General features: G+C 55.5%; 31 protein-coding genes. 24 read left to right on the forward strand and 7 right to left on the reverse strand.

What is annotated here, in order from left to right; all coding sequences use genetic code 11:
* Nucleotides 1-87 precede the first annotated feature (87 nt).
* The gene (locus B5E56_RS09130; protein WP_087389444.1) at nt 88-435 is read right to left on the reverse strand and encodes a hypothetical protein; all 348 of its coding nucleotides are present in this window, start codon (nt 433-435) and stop codon (nt 88-90) included.
* A gap of 159 nt (nt 436-594) precedes the next feature.
* Here B5E56_RS09130 and B5E56_RS09135 point away from each other — a divergent pair, with 159 nt between their 5' ends.
* The 10 genes from B5E56_RS09135 to B5E56_RS09180 all read left to right on the forward strand — a co-directional run bounded on the left by B5E56_RS09135 (nt 595) and on the right by B5E56_RS09180 (nt 6,880).
* Nucleotides 595-1,146 carry a helix-turn-helix transcriptional regulator gene (locus B5E56_RS09135; protein WP_087389445.1) on the forward strand — a complete coding sequence of 184 codons (552 nt, stop codon included), beginning with the start codon at nt 595-597 and terminating at the stop codon, nt 1,144-1,146.
* The gene (locus B5E56_RS09140; RefSeq protein ID WP_087389446.1) at nt 1,143-2,516 is read left to right on the forward strand and encodes an NAD(P)H-dependent oxidoreductase; all 1,374 of its coding nucleotides are present in this window, start codon (nt 1,143-1,145) and stop codon (nt 2,514-2,516) included. The genes B5E56_RS09135 and B5E56_RS09140 overlap by 4 nt, the downstream gene beginning before the upstream one ends.
* Nucleotides 2,517-2,663: 147 nt before the next feature.
* Nucleotides 2,664-3,242: an SGNH/GDSL hydrolase family protein gene (locus tag B5E56_RS09145; RefSeq protein ID WP_242958883.1), complete on the forward strand. Its 579-nt coding sequence runs from the start codon at nt 2,664-2,666 to the stop codon at nt 3,240-3,242.
* On the forward strand, nt 3,239-3,649 hold the full coding sequence (locus B5E56_RS09150) for a peptide deformylase (protein ID WP_087327499.1): 411 nt from the start codon (nt 3,239-3,241) through the stop codon (nt 3,647-3,649). The genes B5E56_RS09145 and B5E56_RS09150 overlap by 4 nt, the downstream gene beginning before the upstream one ends.
* Nucleotides 3,646-3,960, forward strand: coding sequence for a TIGR04076 family protein (locus tag B5E56_RS09155; protein WP_087389447.1), 315 nt, complete (start codon nt 3,646-3,648; stop codon nt 3,958-3,960). Before B5E56_RS09150 ends, B5E56_RS09155 begins: the two co-directional genes overlap by 4 nt.
* Before the next feature lie 12 nt (nt 3,961-3,972).
* On the forward strand, nt 3,973-4,689 hold the full coding sequence (locus B5E56_RS09160) for an SDR family oxidoreductase (protein WP_087389448.1): 717 nt from the start codon (nt 3,973-3,975) through the stop codon (nt 4,687-4,689).
* Nucleotides 4,686-5,153, forward strand: coding sequence for a flavodoxin family protein (locus B5E56_RS09165; protein ID WP_087389449.1), 468 nt, complete (start codon nt 4,686-4,688; stop codon nt 5,151-5,153). Before B5E56_RS09160 ends, B5E56_RS09165 begins: the two co-directional genes overlap by 4 nt.
* Nucleotides 5,150-5,608, forward strand: a complete 459-nt coding sequence (locus B5E56_RS09170; RefSeq protein ID WP_087265796.1) for a metallophosphoesterase family protein — start codon at nt 5,150-5,152, stop codon at nt 5,606-5,608. Before B5E56_RS09165 ends, B5E56_RS09170 begins: the two co-directional genes overlap by 4 nt.
* Nucleotides 5,608-6,153: a DUF6933 domain-containing protein gene (locus tag B5E56_RS09175; protein ID WP_087265794.1), complete on the forward strand. Its 546-nt coding sequence runs from the start codon at nt 5,608-5,610 to the stop codon at nt 6,151-6,153. Before B5E56_RS09170 ends, B5E56_RS09175 begins: the two co-directional genes overlap by 1 nt.
* Nucleotides 6,125-6,880 carry a DUF5714 domain-containing protein gene (locus B5E56_RS09180; protein WP_343214243.1) on the forward strand — a complete coding sequence of 252 codons (756 nt, stop codon included), beginning with the start codon at nt 6,125-6,127 and terminating at the stop codon, nt 6,878-6,880. Before B5E56_RS09175 ends, B5E56_RS09180 begins: the two co-directional genes overlap by 29 nt.
* A gap of 48 nt (nt 6,881-6,928) precedes the next feature.
* On the opposite strand, the gene B5E56_RS09185 is transcribed toward B5E56_RS09180, so the two are convergent.
* The 4 genes from B5E56_RS09185 to B5E56_RS09200 all read right to left on the reverse strand — a co-directional run bounded on the left by B5E56_RS09185 (nt 6,929) and on the right by B5E56_RS09200 (nt 9,404).
* Entirely contained in the window at nt 6,929-7,135 is a 207-nt protein-coding gene (locus B5E56_RS09185) for a hypothetical protein (protein ID WP_087188167.1), read from the reverse strand.
* Nucleotides 7,136-7,189: 54 nt separating this feature from the next.
* Complete coding sequence (locus B5E56_RS09190; protein WP_087327519.1) at nt 7,190-7,846, reverse strand: vWA domain-containing protein; 657 nt, start codon at nt 7,844-7,846, stop codon at nt 7,190-7,192.
* 87 nt (nt 7,847-7,933) lie between these two features.
* Nucleotides 7,934-8,284: a DUF2200 domain-containing protein gene (locus B5E56_RS09195; RefSeq protein WP_087265786.1), complete on the reverse strand. Its 351-nt coding sequence runs from the start codon at nt 8,282-8,284 to the stop codon at nt 7,934-7,936.
* 4 nt (nt 8,285-8,288) lie between these two features.
* On the reverse strand, nt 8,289-9,404 hold the full coding sequence (locus B5E56_RS09200) for an O-acetyl-ADP-ribose deacetylase (RefSeq protein WP_087389451.1): 1,116 nt from the start codon (nt 9,402-9,404) through the stop codon (nt 8,289-8,291).
* Between the two features lie 199 nt (nt 9,405-9,603).
* Here B5E56_RS09200 and B5E56_RS09205 point away from each other — a divergent pair, with 199 nt between their 5' ends.
* From B5E56_RS09205 to B5E56_RS09240, 8 genes are all read left to right on the forward strand, one after another.
* Entirely contained in the window at nt 9,604-10,161 is a 558-nt protein-coding gene (locus tag B5E56_RS09205; protein WP_087389452.1) for a TetR/AcrR family transcriptional regulator, read from the forward strand.
* Nucleotides 10,162-10,226: 65 nt separating this feature from the next.
* Nucleotides 10,227-10,718, forward strand: coding sequence for a hypothetical protein (locus B5E56_RS09210; protein WP_343214244.1), 492 nt, complete (start codon nt 10,227-10,229; stop codon nt 10,716-10,718).
* Nucleotides 10,715-11,125, forward strand: coding sequence for a DUF2871 domain-containing protein (locus B5E56_RS09215; RefSeq protein ID WP_087389454.1), 411 nt, complete (start codon nt 10,715-10,717; stop codon nt 11,123-11,125). The genes B5E56_RS09210 and B5E56_RS09215 overlap by 4 nt, the downstream gene beginning before the upstream one ends.
* A 143-nt stretch (nt 11,126-11,268) precedes the next feature.
* Nucleotides 11,269-11,715, forward strand: coding sequence for a MarR family transcriptional regulator (locus B5E56_RS09220; protein ID WP_087327536.1), 447 nt, complete (start codon nt 11,269-11,271; stop codon nt 11,713-11,715).
* On the forward strand, nt 11,696-12,766 hold the full coding sequence (locus tag B5E56_RS09225; RefSeq protein ID WP_242958886.1) for an FUSC family protein: 1,071 nt from the start codon (nt 11,696-11,698) through the stop codon (nt 12,764-12,766). The genes B5E56_RS09220 and B5E56_RS09225 overlap by 20 nt, the downstream gene beginning before the upstream one ends.
* A 205-nt stretch (nt 12,767-12,971) precedes the next feature.
* Nucleotides 12,972-14,360, forward strand: a complete 1,389-nt coding sequence (gene amrA, locus B5E56_RS09230) for an AmmeMemoRadiSam system protein A (protein WP_087389455.1) — start codon at nt 12,972-12,974, stop codon at nt 14,358-14,360.
* A complete protein-coding gene (gene amrS / locus B5E56_RS09235; RefSeq protein ID WP_087389456.1) occupies nt 14,357-15,181 on the forward strand; it encodes an AmmeMemoRadiSam system radical SAM enzyme in 825 nt (274 codons plus the stop codon). Before amrA ends, amrS begins: the two co-directional genes overlap by 4 nt.
* Nucleotides 15,182-15,207: 26 nt before the next feature.
* Nucleotides 15,208-15,768: a flavin reductase family protein gene (locus B5E56_RS09240; RefSeq protein ID WP_087327543.1), complete on the forward strand. Its 561-nt coding sequence runs from the start codon at nt 15,208-15,210 to the stop codon at nt 15,766-15,768.
* 106 nt (nt 15,769-15,874) lie between these two features.
* Here B5E56_RS09240 and B5E56_RS09245 read toward each other — a convergent pair whose 3' ends face one another.
* On the reverse strand, nt 15,875-16,771 hold the full coding sequence (locus B5E56_RS09245; RefSeq protein ID WP_087327546.1) for a LysR family transcriptional regulator: 897 nt from the start codon (nt 16,769-16,771) through the stop codon (nt 15,875-15,877).
* 138 nt (nt 16,772-16,909) lie between these two features.
* Here B5E56_RS09245 and B5E56_RS09250 point away from each other — a divergent pair, with 138 nt between their 5' ends.
* The 6 genes from B5E56_RS09250 (at nt 16,910) to B5E56_RS09275 (ending at nt 21,557) form a co-directional block, all read left to right on the forward strand.
* The gene (locus B5E56_RS09250; protein ID WP_087188179.1) at nt 16,910-17,491 is read left to right on the forward strand and encodes a sugar O-acetyltransferase; all 582 of its coding nucleotides are present in this window, start codon (nt 16,910-16,912) and stop codon (nt 17,489-17,491) included.
* Nucleotides 17,488-18,030 carry a flavodoxin family protein gene (locus B5E56_RS09255; RefSeq protein ID WP_087389457.1) on the forward strand — a complete coding sequence of 181 codons (543 nt, stop codon included), beginning with the start codon at nt 17,488-17,490 and terminating at the stop codon, nt 18,028-18,030. Before B5E56_RS09250 ends, B5E56_RS09255 begins: the two co-directional genes overlap by 4 nt.
* 119 nt (nt 18,031-18,149) lie before the next feature.
* Nucleotides 18,150-18,491, forward strand: coding sequence for a cyclophilin-like fold protein (locus B5E56_RS09260; protein WP_242958888.1), 342 nt, complete (start codon nt 18,150-18,152; stop codon nt 18,489-18,491).
* A gap of 12 nt (nt 18,492-18,503) precedes the next feature.
* Nucleotides 18,504-19,256 carry a carboxymuconolactone decarboxylase family protein gene (locus B5E56_RS09265; protein WP_087389459.1) on the forward strand — a complete coding sequence of 251 codons (753 nt, stop codon included), beginning with the start codon at nt 18,504-18,506 and terminating at the stop codon, nt 19,254-19,256.
* A gap of 229 nt (nt 19,257-19,485) precedes the next feature.
* Entirely contained in the window at nt 19,486-21,039 is a 1,554-nt protein-coding gene (locus tag B5E56_RS09270; RefSeq protein ID WP_158098702.1) for an S-layer homology domain-containing protein, read from the forward strand.
* A 128-nt stretch (nt 21,040-21,167) separates the two neighbouring features.
* Nucleotides 21,168-21,557 (forward strand): NifB/NifX family molybdenum-iron cluster-binding protein, encoded by a 390-nt coding sequence (locus tag B5E56_RS09275; protein WP_087188184.1) that lies wholly within the window; start codon nt 21,168-21,170, stop codon nt 21,555-21,557.
* Nucleotides 21,558-21,615: 58 nt separating this feature from the next.
* Here the strand turns inward: B5E56_RS09275 and leuA are convergent, their stop codons facing one another.
* On the reverse strand, nt 21,616-23,307 hold the full coding sequence (gene leuA, locus B5E56_RS09280) for a 2-isopropylmalate synthase (RefSeq protein ID WP_087389461.1): 1,692 nt from the start codon (nt 23,305-23,307) through the stop codon (nt 21,616-21,618).
* Between the last annotated feature and the right edge of the window lie 5 nt (nt 23,308-23,312).

The following is a 23,312-nucleotide window of genomic DNA, read 5'->3' on the forward strand; positions in this document are numbered from 1 at the left end:
GGGTAAGCCCGAGAAAGAAATGCAGTCGGCAAACCTTTCGGGGCCCCTTAAGGGGCTTCGTCCGTATCAGGCCCTTTTAGGGCCTACTCAAGCCTCCGGCTTAGCCGGAGGTTTTGACTCAATCAAACCCAGGTGTGCCAATTTTGCCTCAATTGCGCCCCGGCTTCTTCCGTGCTCTCTGGCAATGGCGGAGAGTTTCATTCCAGAATAAAACTCATCAACCAATTTATCTTGTTCTGCCTGAGGCCAGGACTTTCCTGCGTTTGGCGTGTTCGCCCCTTTTTTGGCGTCCTGAGTCAAGGAGAGGATATGGTGCAGCGCGCGGATGATATCCGGATGATTGCAAATATGGTTTGGTGGAAAGAGTTCACCAGTAAACGGGTCCATACCGTCCGCCAAGGCGGACAACAGTTCTTTTGCGCGAATAGTATCCATAGAGCCAGCCTCCTTCCTTTCCGTGCGAAACAGTTCCCTGATGCTGTATTCAGTATACTTGGATTACCAAGATACGGCAAGTAGAGCTGTGCAGTTTTGCATTGACTGAAACACAAGTCCTGCTCTATAATATCTCTATTAGATATATTGGAGGGCGTTATGGAATACCTGATTTTAGGGCTGCTGATTCTATCTCCCATGACGGGGTATGAGTTGCAGCAATTCATCAAGAAAAACCTGGCCCTGATCTGTTCCCATAGCGCGGGCAGCGTGCAGACGGCTCTTGCCAAGCTGAAGAAAGAGGGCAAGGTGACAGCCTGTGAAGTGATCCAGGGCAAGCGCCGTAAAAAGCGCTTTTCCATCACGGAAACTGGCAGATCTGTTTTTTCTGCCTGGGTGGCTCAGCCCATGCAGGCGGACAGGGTGAAGAACATGGAGCTATCCCGTCTGTTCTTTGCGGGGCTGGCACGGCCGGAGGAGCGCCTGGCCGCTATTCGGGACTACATCCGGCAGATGAAGGAGACCCGCGGGGTCCTCTGTGCCATTCAGCAGCAATTCCGTCAGATGGACCCGCAGGAATTGCCGTCTGGGACCGATTGGTCCCAGATACTGCGCTTCCAGGGATACACCATTCAGTACGGTATCGCCGCCGCTGACTTTGAAATTGGCTGGTACAGCCGTCTGCTTCACGAATTGGAGGAACAACCATGAAAATTCTTGTTTTGAATGCCAGCCCCAAGGGCAAGAATTCCACCACGGTCCACACCGCGCTGTATTTGCAGGCGCTGCACCCGGAGCATACCTTCACTGTCCTTCCGGTGGGCCAGCGCATCAAAAGCTATGAGAAAGATTTTGCTCCGCTGCGAGAGGAATTGGAGCAGGCAGATCTGCTGCTGTTCTGCTATCCGGTCTATACCTTTATTGCGCCCTATCAGCTTCACCGGCTCATCGAGCTCATCAAGGCAGATGGGGTGGATCTCTCCGGCAAGTTTGCCTCTCAGATCACCACATCCAAGCACTTCTATGATGTGACCGCCCACCGCTATGTGGAGGAAAACTGCTTTGATTTGGGTATGAAGGTGGTGCGGGGGCTGTCCGCCGATATGGACGACCTGCTCACCCAGCAGGGGCAGCAGGAGGCACGGAGTTTTTTCGATCAGCTGATGTTTTCCTGTGAGCACGGGCTGTTTGTCACACCGCCTGCCAGAGCGCCTCGGCGGGAGAAGCCGGTCTATCAGCCGGTACTGCCCGCTGTCTCCAAAAGCAAAGAGAAGGATGTTGTGATCGTTACCAACTGCGCCCCTGAGGATGAAAACCTCCGGAATATGATTGCTGATTTCCGTGCCGCGCTGCCCTTTGAGAGCCGGGTGGTAAATTTGAGGGAGTTTCCCTTTGCCGGTGGCTGCCTTGGATGTTTCGGCTGTGCCATCACAGGGAAATGTGTCTATACCGATGGATTTGACGCATTTTTGCGCAATACCATCCAGACCGCCGACGCCTTTGTCTACGCCTTTACCATCTCCGACCATTATACCCACTCCAGCTTCAAATGCTTTGATGACCGGCAGTTCTGCAACGGCCACCGTACTGTTACCCACGGTACGCCCATTGCCTACCTGATCAGCGGCGACTATCAGTATGAGAGCAACCTGCGCATGATCGTGGAAGGCCGCAGTGAGGTGGGCGGCAACTATCTGTGTGGCGTGGCCACCGATGAGGGCAATACTGCTGCCGATGTGCAAAATCTGGCCGATGCTGTGGTATTTGCTATGGAGAAGAAGCTGTCCCGCCCGGCCAATTTCTACGGGGTGGGCGGCATGAAGATTTTCCGGGACCTCATTTATGTTATGAGAGGCATGATGAAAGCCGACCACAAGTTTTATAAAGAACACGGCATCTACGACTTCCCCCAGAAGCAGAAAAAGCGCATTCTGCAAATGAAGCTGGTAGGTGCCATGCTGGCGGTTCCCTCTGTGCAGAAGAAGATGAAGGGACAGATGAATCAATACATCATTGGGCCGTACCAAAAGGTGGTGGAGCAGGCAAGGGAAAGAACTGAGTCGACAAGAGAATCTTATTGAGATGTATCTACGCACGAATCATGAACTGACGATAAAAGGGTGCTCCCCGCTGAGCGGAGAGCACCCTTTTCAGCAAAAATACATGGGGCCTTCATGACAATTTTAGCATTGCTGTGCTATACTGTAGCAAACAGAAAAAGAAGGGATATGGACGTGCGGATTTTGATGCTGGGCAACAGTTTTACCTTTACCAATCATATGCCTCAGATGCTGGCTCAACTGACTGGGGCGGAAGTGGTCCACCACACCCGGGGCGGGGCGCGGCTGTCGGAGCACCTGAACCTCAAGACCAAGCTGGGTGCATTAACGCAGGAGGCGCTGGACAAGGAACATTGGGACTATGTGGTGCTCCAGGAGATGAGCCACGGGCCCATAACCGCTCCCGGCAGCTTCTTTGCCAGCGTGGAGCAGCTCTGCAACAAAATTTGGGAGAATGGGGCAGTCCCCATTCTCTACGCCACCTGGGCTTACCAGAGAGGCGGGGCCAAGCTGACAGCCAAGGGCTGGGATTATAGTGAGATGGCCCATAAGATGTCTGAAGCCTACCACAAAGCCGCCCGAGAGAACCACGCCCTCCTTGCTGATGTAGGGCGGAAGTTTTATGAGTTGTCCGATACTCAGAACCTCTATGCCGCCGATGGCGTGCATCCCAGTGAACTGGGTTCCCGTATCGCGACGGAAACCATTGCGGCGGTCATTCAGGAGCAAAAGGAGAAATTACGATGATTCGAGATATCTGCAAAGATGAGACGTTCCTGGCCCAAAAGGCGGTGCCTGCCACGCTGGGCGATGTTCAAGTGGCTGCCGACCTGCTGGAGACACTGGAGCACCACAAGGCCGGCTGCGTGGGTATGGCGGCCAATATGATTGGGATCAATAAGCGCATCATTGCTTTCGATAACGAGGGCAGCTACATGGTCATGTTCAACCCGGAGATCGTTAAAAAGTCCGAGCCCTATGACACGGAGGAGGGCTGTCTCTCCCTGACCGGCGTCCGCCCGGCCAAGCGGTGGAAGACCATCAAGGTACGCTGGCAGAACGAGAAATTTCAGGAGCGGCTGAAAACCTTCACCGGCTGGACGGCTCAGATCATCCAGCATGAGATCGACCACTGTGAGGGCATCATCATATGAAAAAGTGCAGGATCACTGTCATGCGCATCACCCGATACGAGGACCTGATGGCCCAATATGAGAATCCCATCGCTCATGCCTGCGACATGGAGGTGGGCCAAGTCTTTATCGCCAATGGCTGGGAGAAGCCTGTGGGCTTTTGCCAAAGCGCCTGGGATACCCTCTCGCCCTTTGTGCTGGCCCTAAGCCACGGGGGTGAGAACTTCTACGACGGCTGGATGAAGAACCCCCAATCCGCCATGCTCTCCTGTAACGACGGGTTCCGGCCGGTGAGCTTTCTGGTGGAAACCCTGGATGAGGACGCGGACTGAGGAGGAAACGCCATGTTTGAACATAAAGTTGCCGTGGTTACCGGCGGAGCAAAGGGTATCGGCAAGGCGATTGCGGAGGAATTCCGGAAAGCAGGCGCCGAGGTATGCGCGATTGACCTACTTCCCAACGATTATTTTGTGGGTGATCTGGCCGACCAGACCGTTCTGGAGGATTTTGCCCGCAAGGTGATTGCCGACTATGGTCATGTGGACTTTTTGGTCAATAATGCCCTGCCCCTGATGAAGGGCATTGACGCGTGCAGCTACGAGGAGTTCAACTACGCCCTGCGCGTGGGAGTGACCGCCCCCTTTTACCTTGCCAAGCTGTTTGCGCCCCACTTTGCTCCCGGCGGGGCCATCGTAAATATCTCCTCTTCCCGGGATCGTATGAGCCAGCCCCAGACCGAGAGCTACACGGCGGCCAAGGGTGGCATCTCCGCCCTGACCCATGCCTTGGCGGTGACTCTGGCCGGTAAGGTGCGGGTAAATTCCATCTCGCCTGGCTGGATCGACACCGACTATACCGTTTATGACGGCCCCGATGCTGTTCAGCAGCCCGCAGGCCGGGTTGGCAATCCCCTGGACATTGCCAATATGGTGCTCTATCTGTGCTCGGACAAGGCGGGCTTTCTTACGGGGGAGAACATCTGCATTGACGGCGGCATGACCCGCCAGATGATCTATCACAATGACTTTGGATGGACCCTGCAAGGAGGAAACGGGCTATGAAAACCGCCATCTGCTACTATTCCCGCCACCATGGGAACACGCTGAACGTTTTGAAGGCCATGGCGGGCGAGGGGGATGTGGACCTGATCGATGTTACCACGCGCCAGACCGTCCGGCTGGAGAAGTATGACTGTATCGGTTTTGCCTCCGGCATCTACGGTTTTGAATTCCAAAAGGCTGTGGTGGAGTTTGCCCGGCAGTACCTGCCCCAGGGCAAGCCGGTGTTCTTCGTCTATACCTATGGCGGCGCCAAGGGTAGTGGGGCCAAGGCTGTGGCGAAGATCGCGCAGGAGAAGAACTGCCGGATGCTGGGGGAGTTTTCCTGCAAGGGCTATGACACCTTTGGCCCCTTTAAGCTGGTAGGCGGTATTGCCAAGGGACATCCGGACGAGCGGGATCTGGAGAACGCCCGCAGCTTTTACCGGAATCTCAGCAAGACATACGACAGAGGTGGGCAGAAATGAAACTAGCCATTCTCTCCGACACCCACGGCCTTCTGCGGCCGGAGGTGGTGGAGCAGCTGAAAACCGCCGACGCCATTCTCCACGGCGGCGACATCAATAAACAGAGCATTGTGGACCAGTTGAGGCAATACGCGCCTCTCTATGTGGTCCGGGGCAACAACGATAAGGAGTGGGCGGAAGACATCCCCCATGATCTTACCATCACCTTGGATGGTGTGACGTTCTATATGGTCCACAATAAGAAAGAACTTCCCGCAACGCTTAACGGTGTGGATGTGGTGGTATTTGGCCACTCCCACAAGTATGTGCAGGAGGAGAAGAACGGTATTTTGTGGCTCAATCCCGGCTCCTGCGGCCCCCGGCGGTTCCATCAGGAGATTACCATGACGATGGCGGAACTGGCAGATGGGGAGATTCGGGTGGAGAAAATCTCCATTCCCCACGAGGTAAGGTGATGGAACTGGGACTGACTTTCCCCCTCAAGCGATTTTTGAAGATGAAAACGCCGGCCTACGGCACGCAGCCAGACCGGCGTTTCTGCTGGGACCTCCATGTCATCGATCTGCGGGGGTGCAAGTGTCTGCTGGCTGTCCACTGTCACAGCCGGTATACCTTTGTACGCTATGATGTAACGCCCCTTCAGTGGGCGGACCTGCCAGGCCTGTTTCGGGAGGGGCTGAGGGAAAGCTTTATCGCCGCTGGGTTTACCGAAGATCAGGTGAAAACATATCTGCGGCAGGCGGGCGAGATCGCAATCACCCGCACCCACGGCCGCCGGGAGGTGGCCTTTCTCAACCGGGCCTGGGAGGATGTATTGGCGCTGGATCTGTGCCTGGATACGGATTGTCAGGCCCAGCCTCTGCTGGACCATGCCGTCAATACAAAGCCCAGCCGGTGCGTGGGCTTTGAGGGGCTTGGAACGAGCCTGGAGCGGGTGAATGCCATATATGAGCATGAGAGGAGACAGGAGTTTGAACAGGGAAGAATGTCTGATTTGTAAGGCGCCTTTGGAATATCTGACCCAGGATGAGGTCATGGAATGCGCCATCTGCCATAAGAAGGAGTCCAGCAAAACCCGTTGTGTGGCGGGTCATTATGTCTGCAATGACTGCCATACCCAGGGTATGGACAGTATCTTTGGTCTGTGTCTCTCTGAGACTTCTGCCGATCCTGTGGCCATTCTCCGCCGGATGATGGAGCTACCATTCTGCCATATGCACGGTCCGGAGCACCATGTAATGGTGGGCGCGGCTCTGCTTACTGCCTATAAAAACGCCGGTGGTAACTTGGAGTTTGAGAAGTCGCTTCGGGAGATGTATAGCCGGGGCAAGGCGGTCCCCGGCGGAGCCTGCGGCTTTTGGGGAGCCTGCGGAGCGGGGATCGCCACAGGACAGTTCCTGGCCATTGTTACCCAGTCCACACCCCTGGCCCAGGAACCCTGGGGTTTGAGCAATCAGATGACCGCCCGGGCGCTGAAGAACATCGGCCGGGTGGGCGGCCCTCGATGTTGTAAGCGGGACTCCTTCCTGGCCATCCTGGCCGCCGTGGACTTTACCAAGGAGCATCTGGGGGTAGAGATGGAACGGACAATTCCTGTCTGCTCTTACAGTGGCCGGAACAACCAGTGCATTGGCAAGCGCTGTCCGTTCTCGGCGGCGAAAGCACTTGAAACGAAAGAGATTAAAACTGTTAAACGTGCAAAGCTGGTAAAACTATCTTTGAAATGAATACAGCCCGGAACTTCTGGATGATAAGAAGTTCCGGGCTCGTTGTTGTTATGCCTGTATTTGTTCCAGTTCCTTCTCAATCAGAGAAACAGCAATCGTAAAGGCCTGGATGCGGCGTCTGGCCAGTGTGATTTGAGATTTCAATCGGGCGGGATCTTCTTTCCCTTCCAGAGTCTTGACGGTTTCCCGCAGCTTATGCAGGGTAGAGTCGATCTGCCGTTTGGCCTCCACAAGTTCATCTTTGGTATAGGTCATGCTTTGCCTCCTAAAATGGACCTTACTTATCGTGGTGTTGCGGGAGAGTATCCTTTAGCGGCGGTTGCTCTTCCGCTTGCGAAAATCCTCCTCAATATCGTCTTTCCAGTGCTCATCCAGCGTAGCACAACACCGGACAGCGGTGACAGCCTGACTCACCACCTCGTAGTTGAGGCGAGTACCCTCGCTGTCACAGTGGTAGTTTACCGCCCGATCCGGGGCGATGCCCAGCGATCCCGCCGTTTCCACCGCGTCGATGTTGGCACCCAAAAAGAGGAACTCCCAGCCGTACTTCTCCTTCTGGCGCTGGATCATGGTTTTGACCTGCTGAGAGGTATAGCGGCGGCTGGCATTCTCCATGCCGTCGGTGGTGATGACGAAGAGGGTGTGCTCCGGTACATCCTCACTCCGGGCGTATTTGTGAATGTTACCGATGTGATGGATGGCACCGCCGATTGCGTCCAGCAGGGCGGTGCAGCCCCGGACATAGTATTCTCTGTGGGTAATAGGCTCGACCGCTTCAATTTTTACCCGGTCATGGAGCACCTGGGTATGGTCGTTAAAGAGAATGGTGGAGACAAAAGCCTCGCCGGGCTCCTTTTTCTGCTTCTCCAGCATGGCGTTGAAGCCGCCGATGGTATCGACCTCCAGTCCCTGCATGGAGCCGCTGCGGTCCAGGATAAAGACCAGTTCCGTCAAATTCTTTTTCATAGAAAAATCCCCCTGTTCTGTGTTGTTTGGTTTACGAGCACAGTATAGAGGGATTTTATGTTTGTTTGGTCGCCTGGCGGGCGACAATTATGCTCTCAAAATTTGCGCCATGGGTTTGCCTTTGGCCAACTCATCCACTAGCTTATCCAGATACCGGATTTCCCGCATCAACGGGTCCTCGATTGCTTCCACCTGAATGCCGCATACCTTGCCGGTGATGAGGGTTCGATTGGGATTCATGGCCGGGGCATTTCGGAAGAAGTCCCCATAGCTGGTATCAGACTGCTCCAGGCGGGCAATGTCCTCGACGCTATATCCGGTGAGCCAGGTGGTCACCTGGTCCACCTCTTCCCGGGTACGACCCTTTTTCACTGCCTTGTTGATTAGAAGCGGATAGAGCTTGGCAAAGGACATCTGTGTCACATCGGTACGGGGCATGGTATTAACCTCCCAGCAGGCTCTGATCAAAGGCGAAGAGAGCCTCGTTGATCTCAAAGATGTTGTAGTTTTGGTGGGCGATGAAATACTCCACGATGATGTCGAACTTACTGGCGTGGGAGAAGGCAAAGCCTGCCTTTCCCAGCATCTCACGGGCCTCCTGCAGAGGCAGCTCCAGGGCCACGGCGAAGGCCATAGCGGTGGGCTTAGAGGGCTTGTAGTGGACGTCCGAGCGGATCTTGGAGAAGAGTTTTCGGTCAATGTTGGCCTTTTTATAGCACTGGGCGTCGGTGAGACCACGCTCATCGATCTTCCGCAGCAGCATCTGAGAAAAGCTTTCATCCAGTTGACTGAGGGCCTCGTCCAGACTGATGGTCAACGATGTGGGGGGCAATGGTGCTGCTGTAGGGGTCAGTGGTGTTCCTGGAATAGACTCCCACATTGACGTTGTTAAAAAACGCTCATCCGGCTGGCTCAGGTTTTCGTCCGACCAATGCGCTGCCTTTGCAGGAGTCCACGGTACTTCTGTCATGGAAGGGGCGTTAAAGCCCGCGGAACGGCGGCGCTGCTCTTCCAGACTGTCGGTATGTTCGGACACATAGTGGTCGTCGATATAGGCGGCAATATCGGCAAAGAGCTTTCCGCCGATGGTGTAGGTGGCTCGGTCGAAGATCACCAGATAGACGGTCATATCGTGGGAGAGCAGGAAGTCTCCGATGGTGTCCACCGCCACCTTCAGAGCCTGGTCCTTGGGGTAGCCGTATGCCCCGGAGGAGATAAGGGGAAAGGCCACCGTTTCGCACTTGTTGGCGAAGGCCAGCTCCAGGGAGGAACGGTAGGCGGAAATGAGAAGCTCCCTCTCGCCGCAACTTCCACCCTGCCAGACAGGGCCGACGGTGTGGATTACAAACTTGGCGGGCAGGCGGTAACCCTTCGTGATCTTGGCCTGTCCTGTTTTGCAGCCGCCCAAGGTACGGCATTCCTTCAAAAGATCCGGCCCGGCGGCGCGGTGAATGGCGCCATCCACACCCCCGCCTCCCAGAAGGCTCTCTTTAGCGGCGTTGACGATGGCGTCCACCTTCATGGTGGTGATATCATTTCGAACGATGTGCAGGGGCATGAGAACACCTCCTCATTGATTGGTTTTATGATACCATGAACTGGTCGTTCTGACAAGGAACGGACATTTGCCCGCCTAAAAACCTATTGGAAGTCTTAGCTATTTCGATTTGTAGAGAGACCGCAGCATCCGGCCCCAAAATACTTGACAAAAGAGAATAAAACACTATAATGAACGATGTTCATATTGAGGTGATAGGATGAATACCGTAGTTACATCCAAAGAGGAGATCCTGAAGACCAGCCGTGAGCTCATCCAGCAAGCGGGGTGGTCTGCGGTCAATATTCGCTCAGTGGCGGCCGCCTGCGGTGTGTCGGTTGGTTCCATCTACAACTATTTTGATTCCAAAGCTGCTCTGATGGGTGCCACAGTGGAGAGCGTCTGGTGTGAGATCTTCCGCCGCCCGGAGGATGAGGCAGTATTTCAGGATACCCAAGCCTGCATTATCTGGCTGTACCAACGAATGAAGTACGGCTGTAAGCGGTATCCCGGATTTTTCAATCTTCACTCTCTGGGGTTCATGGGGGAGGACAAATCCGATGGAAAACGGCGGATGCAGCAGACCTGGCAGCATATTTTGGATAGCCTGCATTCTGTCTTGCTGCGGGATGCCAGAGTCCGGCTAGATGCCTTTACCGAAGCATTTACAGCGGAAAAATTTTCTGATCTCCTGTTTTCGCTGATGCTGTCTGCGTTGCTGCGGCGGGATTATGATCCCTCGGTTGTATTGGAGATCGTCCGCAGGACCCTCTATTAAAATTCCCACAACTCTGTGGGAATTTTGTATCCCGGAAATTGAACATTGTTCATTAGGAGGAGGCAATGATGAAAGTAAAACGGAATACGCTGCTGCTTCTGGCCTGTTTGGTGTGGAGCGCGGCGGGATTCAATATCCTTCGGATCGGCGTAATGGCCTATCCGACCTATGTTACGGTGCTGAACGCGCTGTTGTCGGTACTGGTGTTTGCCGTATTTCAGTATTTTATTTTTGGAAGGCTGGTCAAAAAGCACACTGCCCGGATTGCCGCCTATTTGGAGGAACGGCACTTTTTCCTCAAATTTTTTGACGGAAAAGCTTTTGTTATCATGGCGGTTATGATGACCGGGGGCATTGGCCTCCGAGTGAGCGGGCTGGCGCCGGAGCGGTTTATTGCCGTATTTTATACGGGCCTGGGCGCTGCACTGCTACTGGCAGGATTGCTGTTTGGCAGAAACTTTATCAAGGCGACCATTGCAGCAGGCGCCGTCCAAAACAAAATGGAACAAGAAGGAGAATATGAAACGGGAATGCAAATAAGGAGAGGAACTATATGAAACGCTATGCGAATACCGCGCTGCTGTACGCCATCCTGGCCATGGCGGGCGGCGTGTTTTATCGGGAGTTTACAAAATTCAACGGCTTTACGGCTAAGACCACGCTCTCTGTGGTGCATACCCATTATTTTCTGCTGGGTATGGTGTTCTTCCTGTTGATTCTTGTGCTGGAAAAGGCTTTTTCCTTCACAGGCGCAAAGACCGGACGGGTGCTGGCACTCTATCATGTGGGCCTGAACCTGACCGCCGTGATGCTGGTGGCGCGGGGAGTGCCCCAGGTGCTGGGGACCTCGCTGTCCGCTGGTATGAATGCGGCTATCTCCGGTATAGCTGGAATTGGGCATATCCTGCTTGGAGTCAGTCTGATTTTGATGCTGCTGCAGATCAAGCGCAGCGTAACGAAATAAGACAGAAGAACGGGGTTGGTACTGCATTGCAGTATCAACCCCGTTCTTCTGTTTATCTTGGCGGACGATCATCCTGCCTATTGACATGGAGTTACAATTGGCATACACTTAACGAAGTTAAATAAATGGGAGATTGTACGATTATGGAATGGACAGATATGGTGCATTATCAGCAGCAGCTCCAAAAGGTCATGCGTTCGCTCCTTCCACTACGGAAATCCGTGCTTACCGCCAGCGAATGTGAACTTTTGGCTCATCTCTATCTGAAGCCGGAACAGAACACGCCAGTTTTACTCAGCCAAAACAGCGGCATGAAAATTGAGGCGGTCAGCCGGTGTCTGAAATCGCTCCATGAGAAAAACTGCATACGCAAGCAGCGGAAGGAAACAGACGAGCGGAGTTATCAGATTTTTATCACGGAAACCGGTCTTGCAGAATTGAAAAGGGGATACGAGAGTATTCTGCAGCCCTTCTATGATTTATGGCGCAGCTCCAGCCAGGATTTTGAGGCGTTTGTGTATTATGCGGACCGACTTGCCGTGCAGATTGAGAAAGGACAGGAAAAGCCCCATGACCATGAAGTTTTATGACGCGCTGCAGATGGACCCCTCCGTGCTGAAGCGGAAGATTGCAGCCTGTGAAGTAAAACGGGAGAAAACCTATTACTGGGTTGCGATAGCGGTTCGGTCTGTTTTGATCGTGGCTTTTGCCATTGTGTTTATCAGTTTGCTATCCGCTGTGTTCGGAAGCGACAACACCCCTCTGGCAGTGGCACTGTTCTGCATGATGCTTGGGATTCGCTTTGTCAATTTTGAATATTGCATCGGAGATTCTCTGATTACCCTGGCAGCGGTGCTGGCTATTCTGGTTCTGGTTCCCAGTGCGGCGGCGGTGGTTCCGCCGGTTCTGTTGATTCCGCTGCACTTTGCGGGCTTTTTTGCCATTCTCTGCATGACCACCCAACGGCCTGAAATGGGTAACGGCGGCCTGTACAGCTTTGCCTACATCTATCTGACAGGCAATCCCGTCGTGGGAGAGGCGCTGGTTCGCCGCGGACTGTTGGCCTTGGTGGGTTATCTCATCTGCGGCGCCATCCTGTTTGCCAAGCACCGGGATCAGCATAAGACGACGCGTTTTCACCATGTCATGCGGAAGTTTGATCTTGCTGTGCCGGTTTATCTGTGGCAGTTTCGCATGGCCCTTGGCGTGAGTCTGGTGCTGACTGCGGGACAGGTGTTTGGCGCAGAGCGGTTCATGTGGATGGGATTTGCCTGTGCGTCGCTGCTATCGGAATATCCTTACTCCGGCAATACGGTTACCCGCTTCTGGCAGAGAATTGTGGGGGCTGTGGCGGGCTCCTGTGCGTTTTTTGTGGTTTATCTGGTGACGCCGGAAGCGCTTCACCCGTTAATGGGCCCCTTGGGAGGACTGTGTCTGGGCTTTTGCACCGATTATCGGTATAAAACGGCGATGAACTGTTTTGGTGCGCTGATGTTGGGGACCGGGATCTACGGACTCCAGGGAGCGGTGATCCTTCGTATTGTAGGTACCATCTTGGGTGTGACCTTCGGCCTGGTATTTGCGTTTATCTTCCATCGCCTGGCGGCGGCAAGATTTCTGACAGTACCGGAAAGAGAATAAGAAAACAGAAAAGGGGGCGGGCGACTGAAAGCTTTTTCGGGTGCCTGCTCCTTTAGTCCGTTCAAGCGGATGTTGCAGATCAGTATGTGTAGAACGCATGACAACAATTTGTGTGCAGTTTTGTTGGGGAACGGCTTTTTCTGTTCCTTTTGCCGTGCTATACTGTTTATAGAAATCTTTGTATGGACGGAAGGGAGCGGATAATATGCCTATGCTGGGTGCAATCCTGACCCCACATCCTCCGGTGCTGCTGCCTGAAGTGGGCAGGGGCCGGGAGTGTGAGATCAATGCCACCGGTCAGGCCATGCGTGCCGCCGCTGCAGAGGTGGCGCGGTGGAAGCCGGATGTGCTCATTGTAGCCTCACCACACACGGTTTTGTACGGAAATTATTTCCACATTGCCCCTGGAGCGGGTGCTGCGGGCGATATGTCTGCTTTTGGCGCCCCGCAGGTGCGCATTGAGGTAGAGTACGACGGGCCGCTGCGGGATGAAATTGTGCGTCGAGCCCGGGAAAAAGGTCTGGAGGCTGGCACCCTGGGCCAGCGTAACCCCGCTCTGGACCATGGAGCATTGATTCCTCTTGTTTTTCTCCGCAAAGCGGGCGTGGATTGCCCCATCATACGGATGGGCCTTTCCGGCTTCTCTCCGCTGGAGCACTACCGACTGGGACAGTGCGTGGCCGAGGCGGCAGAGGCATTGGGCCGCCGGGCCGTGTTTGTGGCCAGCGGCGATCTCTCTCATAAACTGAAATCTAACGGCCCCTATGGATTTGCGCCGGAGGGACCGGTCTTTGACCGGCGGGTGACAGAGACTATGGCGTCGGGGGATTTTCTGCAATTTCTCACCATGGACGCAGATCTTTGCCAGCGGGCGGCTGAATGCGGCCTGCGTGCCTTCCAGATGATGTCTGGAGCCTTGGATGGGCTGGCGGTGGAGCCCCGGCTTTTGAGTCATGAGGGTACTTTCGGGGTGGGATACGCGGTGGCGTTGTTTCCGGTCACCGGACGGGACGATGGCCGCCGGTATGCGGCCGCTTTCCAGCAGGTCAGGCAGGCCCAGCTGGAGGAGAGACGTGCTAAAGAGGACCCCTGGGTAAGGCTGGCCAGGTTGTCGCTGGAGACTTATGTGCGGACCGGGGATCCTCTGGGGCAGCTGCCTGCGGGATTGCCCCAGGAATTGACCAGTCAGGCGGCAGGAGCCTTTGTATCCCTCCATAAGGACGGACGGCTCCGTGGCTGCATCGGTACCATTGCGCCAACCCAGAGAAATGTGGCCTGGGAGATCATACAAAACGCCATTTCCGCCGGGATCCGAGATCCGCGGTTCCCGGCGGTGCGGGCCCGGGAGCTGGATGAGCTGGAGTACAGCGTGGATGTGTTGGGGGAGCCGGAAACTGTGGATTCCCCCGATCAGTTGGACCCCAGACAATATGGAGTCATTGTCAGCTGCGGGCAGCGGCGGGGACTGCTGCTGCCTGACCTGGAAGGTGTGGACACAGTGGCGCAGCAGCTGGATATTGCCCGGCAAAAGGGCGGGATCGGCGCGGAGGATCCGTATCAGATCCAGCGATTTCAGGTGGTGCGGCACCGATGAGCATCTCGTGTGAATTGTGTTTTCACCGCTGCCAATTAGCGGAGGGACAGACCGGGCTGTGCAGGGCCAGAGGCAACCGGGGCGGACGGATTGTCCCGCTCAATTATGGCAAGCTGACTGCGCTGGCCCTGGACCCCATTGAGAAAAAGCCGCTGCGCCGGTTTCATCCAGGCAGTATGGTACTGTCGGTGGGCAGCTTTGGCTGTAATCTGAGCTGTTCCTTCTGTCAGAATATTGAGATCGCTGGAGCAGGGGAGACATTCCCAACCAGGGATTGCACACCGGAAGAACTGGTACGGGAGGCTGTACGTTTGGCCAGCCGGGGCAATATCGGTGTGGCCTATACCTATAATGAGCCGCTGGTTGGCTATGAGTATGTGCGGGACTGCGCCGCGCTGGTACACCAGGCCGGGATGCTCAACGTGCTGGTGACCAATGGTACCATTGCAGAGGACTGGTGGCGGAAGCTGCTGCCGCTGATCGACGCGGTAAACATTGATTTGAAGGGCTTTACCGAACGATGGTACCGTGCTCTGGGAGGAGATCTGGAGAGTGTGAAACGCTCCATCTCCCTGGCTGCCGGCCGCTGCCATTTGGAGGTCACCACGCTGATTGTGCCGGGAGAAAATGACACGGAGGAGGAGATCCGGGCCCTGTCCCGATGGCTCTCCTCGGTCGATTCCCACATTCCCCTGCACATCTCCCGCTTTTTCCCCCGCCATCGTATGGCGGACCGTCCACCTACGCCGGTGGAGACGGTCTACCGCCTGGCAGATGTGGCACGGGAAGAACTGCATGATGTTTATACTGGCAACTGCTGAAAATCATCAAACAGGAGGTATCTTTTATGCGTAAGAATTTTGGAGCAAAACCCTGGACCTACCCCCAGCCGGTCTTTATCCTGGCCACCTATGGCGAAGATGGCACGGCGGACGCCATGAATGCGGCCTGGGGCGGCATCAGCGAGGAGAAAGAATTGTCCATGTGTATCAGCGCCGGTCATAAGACCACCGCCAATATTCTGGCCCGGAAGGCTTTTACGGTAAGCATGGCCACGGCAGAGCAGATGGTGGCCTGCGACTATGTGGGTATTGAGTCGGGCAATAACGTGGCCAATAAGCTGGAAAAAGCGGGCTGGCATACCAGCAAAGCAGAATTTGTGGATGCGCCCCTCATTGATGAGCTGCCTATGGCTGTGGAGTGCCGCCTGGTCAGCTATGATCCGGAGAGCTGCCGTCTGGTAGGCGAGATCGTAAATGTCAGTGCTGATGAGTCGGTTTTGGGAGAGGACGGAAAGATCGATCCGGACAAGCTGCAGCCCATTATCTTTGACCCCATCCACAATACCTACCGCAAGCTGGGTGAGAAGGTGGGCAACGCCTTCCGGGACGGGGCGCAGCTGAAGTAATCGAAGGAGAATGATTGGCGCAACAGACCTGCAGTATCCTTGAATTTACAAACAAAGAAAGAACCAAGCAACAAAATGGACGCCCGGCATCAGCCGGGCGTCCAAGTTATTTGCTTACGTTTTGAGAAGAGGACAGGTGATTCTGCAGTTGCTCCAGGAACAGTTCTGCCGCCTTGGAAAATGTCTGGGATTTTTTCCAGACCAGGTGCATCCCCAGCTCCAGCTTTGGCTTCAGGAGCCGGAAGCACAGGTTGCTGCCAGTGGTGTTTACCAGTTTGTCCAGGGTAAAGGCGTATCCCAGCCCCTCGTCCACCATTAACGAGGCGTTGTAGATCAGATTATAGGTGGCCACGGTGTAGAGCTCCGAGGGTTCTTTTTTGAGCCAGCGGTACAGGCCGCTTTTATTATCCACCTGCCGGGAGAGGATCAGAGGCTTGTCCCACAGATCATGGGGAGAAACGGTGTCCTGCCGGGCAAGAGGACTGTCTCGCCGCATCAGTACCCCCCAGGTGTCCTTCATAGGCAGCTCCATATAGTGGTATCTTGTTTTGTCCATGTCCCCAAGAAGGACGCCAAAATCCAACAACCCCTTGTCCAGCCGCTCGCATACGTCCACAGCGTCGCCGCTGACGATGTGGAAATGGATACCCGGGTAGCGCTCCCGCAGCTGTTTGGCAGCCCCAACGATTTGGCGCACGCCGTCTGTCTCACCGGTGCCGATATAGATATCCCCGTTGACGGTGTTGCCGGACTGCATAACCTCTTTCTCCGTCCGGTCCACCAACTCCAGAATCTCCTCCGCCCGTTTCCGCAGCAGCATACCGTCCTCGGTCAGCGTGATCTTCCGGTTGCCCCGGACCATCAGCTGCTTACCCAGCTCTTCCTCCAGCTCCTTGAGCTGCCTGGAGAGGGTGGGCTGTGTCAGGTGAAGGGATTGTGCCGCCGCTGAGATATTTTGCTCCCGTGCCACGGCCAGAAAATATTGAAGCACTCTTAACTCCATAGCGCTCACCTCTGTATAGATAATAGCATGACTTAACTATAGGTTTCAAGCATAGTAAGATATTCTATATAGGTATTTGTTATCTGAAAGCGCCGGTGATACAATGAAACCAAATACCTGAAGAATTGGGAGCGTAACATGGAGCTAGAAGAATTTTTGAATGAACTGAACAGCGGTAACGTGGTGCAGGGCGGAAGCGAGGTTCACCAATTCATGCACGGCGTCAGCCAGGAGGCCCTGCGGATTACCGCGGAGATCAACGGGAGCTATCATGAACCGGCGCAGCTGCGGGCCCTGTTTTCTCAGCTGATCGGCAAGCCGGTGGATGAGAGCTTCGGGCTTTTCCCGCCTTTCTACACGGACTGTGGAAAAAACATCCATATTGGAAAGAATGTGTTTATCAACGCGGGGTGCAAATTTCAGGATCAGGGCGGCATTTTTATCGAGGATGGTGCCCTCATCGGTCATAATGTGGTGCTGGCGACCCTTAACCACGTTGCCTCGCCAAAAGACCGAGGCAGCATGATCCCCGCACCGATCCGAATCGGGAAGAATGTGTGGATCGGCGCCAATGCTACCATTCTGCCTGGTGTGACCATCGGGGACGGCGCCATTGTGGCCGCCGGCGCGGTGGTGAACAGAGATGTGCCGGAGAATACCGTGGTAGGCGGCGTACCTGCAAAAGTCATACGGACCATCGGCGAGGAGGACGAAGCATGAGCAAGAAAGTTTTGGTGATTTCTACCAGCCTGCGTCACAACAGCAATTCTGATCTGCTGGCCCGGCAGTTTGTCCAGGGTGCCCAGGAGGCCGGCCATCAGGTGGAGCTGCTCTCCCTACAGGGGAAGGAATTGCACTTTTGCAGGGGCTGTCTGGCCTGTCTGAAGCAGTCCCGGTGTGTGATTCAGGACGACGCCAACGCGATTGTGGAAAAGATGGCGGCGGCGGATGTGATTTGCTTTGCCACCCCGGTGTACTATTACGAGATGTCCGGCCAGATGAAAACCCTGCTGGACCGGGCCAATTCTCTGTACGCCGCCGACTACGCTTTCCGGGATATCTACTTACTCACCGCCTCCGCTGAGGAGGAGGACAGCGCCTCTGACGGCCCTGTCAACGGCCTGAATGGCTGGATCGCCTGTTTTGAAAAGGCTCGGCTGGCCGGTGTGGTACGGGGCGGCGGCGTCAATGACCCGGGCGATATGGCCTGTCTGACCGAAAAGCTGGCCGAGGCCTATAAGATGGGTAAGGGTGTATGAGAACCGCGGCAAAGTGGCTGTGTATGCTCCTTGCCCTATTGGGACTGTCGGCCTGCGGGGGCAGCGTTCCAGAAGAGACACAATCTGCGGAGACGGCATCCGGTCAGGAGGAAACGGCATTGAAGATCACAGTAGGCGATGAGGAACTGCTGGCTACCTTGGAGGACAACAGCTCGGCCCGTGAATTCAAGGAGCTGCTGGCACAGGGGCCGGTGACCATCGAGATGGAGGATTACGGTGGCTTTGAAAAAGTGGGCCCGCTGGGTACCACGCTGACCCGGAATGACCAGCAGATCACCACGGAGCCGGGGGATGTGATCCTCTATCAGGGCAATCAGATTACGATTTACTACGGTACGAATACCTGGAACTTCACCCGGCTTGCAAAGATCGATGATCCCGCCGATTTGCAGGCGAAGCTGGGAGAGGGAAGGGTTCAGGTTACATTTTCTCTTGAGTAGGAGGTATTTGTTATGGCAGTGAAGCAGACGGCGGGCAGAGATGCGCTGGGTGAGTTTGCTCCGAAATTTGCGGAGTTGAATGACGACGTATTGTTTGGACAGGTGTGGAGCCGGGAGGACAAACTCTCCCTGCGGGATCGTTCTCTGGTCACGGTTGTGGCTCTGATGGCTCAGGGGCTGGTGGACAGCTCCTTCCAGTATCACCTGAGCACTGCCAAGCAAAACGGTATTACCCGCCAGGAGATTGCGGAGATTTTGACTCATGCTGCCTTTTACGCAGGTTGGCCCAAGGCCTGGGCGGCCTTCCGTATGGCCAAGGAAGTGTGGGCCGAGGATGCCGGCGATGATGGTAAGGCCATGCACCAGAAAGAAATGGTGTTTCCCATCGGGGTGCCCAACGACGGGTTCTCTCAGTACTTCGTGGGCCAGAGCTACCTGCAGCCCCTCTCTGTCAGCCAGGTGGGGGTATATAACGTGACCTTCGAGCCAGGCTGCCGAAACAACTGGCACGTCCATCACGCTGACAAGGGCGGCGGGCAGATTTTGATTTGCGTAGCTGGCCGAGGCTGCTATCAGGAGTGGGGGAAGGAGGCCAGGGAGCTGCATCCCGGCGATGTGGTCAACATTCCCACCGGCGTCAAGCACTGGCATGGCGCCGTATCGGACAGCTGGTTTTCCCATCTTGCCCTGGAAGTGCCTGGTGAGAACTGCTCCAATGAGTGGCTGGAGGCAGTTTCCGAGACCGAGTACAGCAAACTGGGTTGATTTTTATCCTGCAAAAAGGCTCCCGCCAGACTGGCGGGAGCCTTTTTGTGCAGAAAACTCTGTAAAAACTTATGTATACTGCGTGGAACTATCTTGGGTGGAATAAAAGGAAAACAGCAAATATTATAAAATTTCCGTTCAAAACTTGTCGAACAGCAGGATTTCTGTTATGCTATTATCAATCGCATCATCCAAGACAGAACAGAGTCCAACGCAGAAAGGAAAGTCCATGGTTAGAAAGAAAGCAGTATCCGGGTTGCTGGCAGGCGCACTACTGGCAGCCATGATTCCTTTGTCCTTTGGCGGAACGGTCCAAGCAGCGGGGAGCAGCGGGTCCTTTACCGACGTAGCCCCCGGCATATGGTATGCCGGCGCGGTATCCTATGTGTATGACAACGGTTTGATGAGCGGTATTTCCGGCAGTATGTTTGCGCCGGAATTGTCCATGAGCCGGGCCATGCTGGCCACGGTGCTCTACCGGATGGCGGGCAGTCCGGCAGTGAGTGGTAAGGACAATTTTACCGATACAGAGAATGATACCTGGTACTCCGACGCGGTGCTGTGGGCCCAGCAGAACGGCTATGTGACCGGGTACAGCAGCCAGACCTTTGGTACCAACGACCCTGTGACCCGGGAGCAGGTGGCCACCATTTTGTGGCGCTATGCAGGCAGCCCGGACGCCAGCGCCGGTACACCCTATGCCGATGCAGACGAGATCTCGTCCTGGGCGGTTCCCGCAGTGGACTGGGCCCAGGCGGAGCAGGTCATCAGCGGTAAGCCGGGAAATTGTTTTGATCCCTCCGGCCAGGCAACCCGGGCGGAGACAGCGGTTATTCTGACCCGCTACGACCAGAACAGCCAGCCGGAGCCGGAGCCCACGCCTACCCCGACTCCAACTCCGACTCCAACTCCAACTCCAACTCCAACTCCAACGCCTACGCCTACTCCTACACCTACTCCCACGCCTACTCCCACGCCAACACTTACACCGGAACCCACCCTCAGCGAAAGCCCGGATCCGGAACCTACTCCCAGTGAAACACCGGAGCCAACGCCTACGCCTACTCCAATGCCCATCCCATCCAACCCCTATGACAGCGAGGCGTTTTATGTCAATGAGGATGGCTTCCTCAGCTACAATGGAGATGCGGAGAGCCATGTGGGCATCGATGTCTCCTCCCACCAGGGCAAGATCGACTGGGACCTGGTGGCGGAATCCGGAGTGGAATTTGCCATCATTCGGGTAGGTTATCGAGGGTATACCGTGGGTAAGATCGTGCAGGACCCCTATTTTACCTATAACATAGAAAACGCCACCCGAGCGGGTATCGATGTGGGGGTTTACTTCTTCTCCCAGGCGGTCAACGAGGAAGAAGCAATGGAGGAGGCCTATCAGACCCTGGAGTGGATCGAGGGATATGATGTGACCTATCCGGTGGTATTTGACTGGGAGTATGTCAGCGACAGCAGCAGCCGTACATACAACATGACCTACCAGGAGATCATTGACTGTACCAAGGCATTTAACCAGGTGATCCAGGATGAGGGATATCAGCCCATGGCCTACAGCAATCCCAATCTGGTAAACAAGGGGTTTGACCTCTCTCAGCTGCAGGACTATCCTTTCTGGCTGGCCCACTATACCACCGGCTGGACACCCACCACATTCCCGTATTACTATGATATGTGGCAGTATTCCAGCAGCGGAACGGTAAGCGGGATCGAGGGTAAGGTGGATCTGAACATCTGCCTGGTGGATCTGAAGAAAAACAATCGAAAATAAGAAAAGATTGGGGGTGCGGCAATCCGCTGCACCCCCATCTTTTTTAGAATGATATTGACATATGCCGGAAATAAGCGTATGATGATGCTATAATAATTGGCATATGCCGGGAAAAGGAGCGACGAACCATGAAGATCGCAGTTGCCAGCGTGGGAACAGAGGTAGGAGGCCACTTCGGCCATTGTGAACATTTCCGTATCTACACTGTGGAGGACGGCAAGATTCTGGGGGAGGAGCTGGTACCCAATCCGGAGCACAAGCCTGGATTCCTGCCCAATTTCCTGGGGGATATGGGGGTTGAGGTAGTCATTGCCGGAGGCATGGGTGCCCACGCCGTGTCTCTGTTCCAGCAGCGGAACATCAAGACCATGATGGGGGTTCAGGGGGACGCCCGCACCGCCGTGGAGCAGTACCTGAAAGGGGAGCTGAAGTCCACCGATGCCGTCTGCCACCACCATGATCACGAACACGAGCATCATCACGACCACAACTGCGGTGGTCATCATCACGACGCGTAAAAAATGGACAAAAGGGGTCCCGCCGGTTTACCGGCGGGACCCCTTTTGCGTTGTGAGATTACAGCCCGTCGTGGTTGACGGCCCGGTTGATGGCGGACAGGATGCCCTTCAGGGGAGCCAGGTTGATGTTGTGGCTCATGCCCACACCGAACCAGTCCCGGCCCTCCTCATCCTGGAGGTGGATGTAGGCCACAGCCTGGGAGTCGGAGCCCTGTTTGATGGCGTGCTCCTTGTAGTCGATGAAGGTGAAGCGGTCCATCTTCTGACCGTGGATGGCGTTGAAGAAGGCGTCAATGGGGCCGTTGCCCGAGCCCTGAACCTGGAATACCGTGTCGGTGTGGCGAAGGGTACCGGCAAAGGTGACGTGGGAGTGGCCCTCCTCATCGGTAAACTCAGCAAAGGAGTGGCGCACCATCTCGTAGGGCTTGACGGCGTCGATGTAGTGGGTCTTGAACAGGTCGTAAATGGCCTCCGGTTTGAGCTCCTTGCCCACCCGGTCGGTCTCCACCTGAACGATGTGGCCGAACTCGGGGTGCATGGCCTTGGGCAGATCGAAACCGAAGGAGTGTTGCATGACGAAGGCGGAGCCGCCCTTGCCCGACTGAGAGTTGATGCGGATGATGGGCTCATACTGCCGTCCCACATCGGCGGGGTCGATGGGCAGATAGGGCACCTCCCAGTACTCGGTGCCGCTCTCCTCCATGTAGCGGGTGCCCTTGTTGATGGCGTCCTGGTGGGAGCCGGAGAAGGCGGTGAACACCAGCTCACCCACATAGGGCTGCCGCTCGCCGATCTTCATCTTGGTGACCTTCTCGTACACGTCACGGATCTTATTGATGTTGGAGAAGTCCAGCTTGGGGTCCACGCCCTGAGTGTACAGGTTGAGAGCCAGGGTGACCATATCCACGTTGCCGGTGCGCTCACCGTTGCCGAAGAGGGTGGCCTCCACACGCTCGGCGCCTGCCAGCAGGCCCATCTCGGCGGTGGCTACGCCCTCGCCGCGGTCGTTGTGGGGATGGAGGGAGATGATGGCGCACTCCCGGCTGGGCAGCTTGTCGATGAAATACTCAATCTCATCGGCAAAGTAGTTGGGCATACAGTTTTCCACCGTAGTGGGCAGGTTGAGGATGATCTTGTGGTCGGGGGTGGCCCCAATGGCCTCGATGACCGCCTGGCAGATCTCCACGGCGGCGTCCATCTCGGTGCCCATGAAGGACTCGGGGGAATACTCGTACCGGAGATCCATACCGGCGTTGATGGCGGGCTGGCTCAGCTCCCGGATGAGCTGGGCGGCGTCCACGGCGATCTTGGTGACGCCGGCCACGTCGGTGTGGAACACCACCTTCCGCTGGAGGGTGGAGGTGGAGTTATAGAAATGGAAGATAACGTGCTTGGCTCCGTCTATGGCCTCAAAGGTCTTGCGGATCAGATGCTCTCTGGCCTGGACCAGCACCTGGATGGTCACGTCGTCGGGGATGTGGCCGCCCTCAATGAGGGTGCGGATGAACTCATACTCGGTCTCGGAGGCGGAGGGGAAGCCCACCTCGATTTCCTTCACGCCGATGTCCACCAGCGTGTGGAACAGCTCCAGCTTCTCTTCCACGTTCATGGGATCGATAAGGGCCTGGTTGCCGTCCCGCAGGTCCACGGAGCACCAGACGGGGGGCGCTTTCAGCTCCTTGTCGGGCCAGGCGCGCTTTTCCATTTTCAGCGGGACGAAGGGAATGTACTTTTTCTGTGCGGGTTTCATAATAG

The sequence above is a fragment of the Flavonifractor sp. An112 genome (genome assembly GCF_002161085.1).
GTDB lineage: Bacteria > Bacillota > Clostridia > Oscillospirales > Oscillospiraceae > Flavonifractor > Flavonifractor avicola.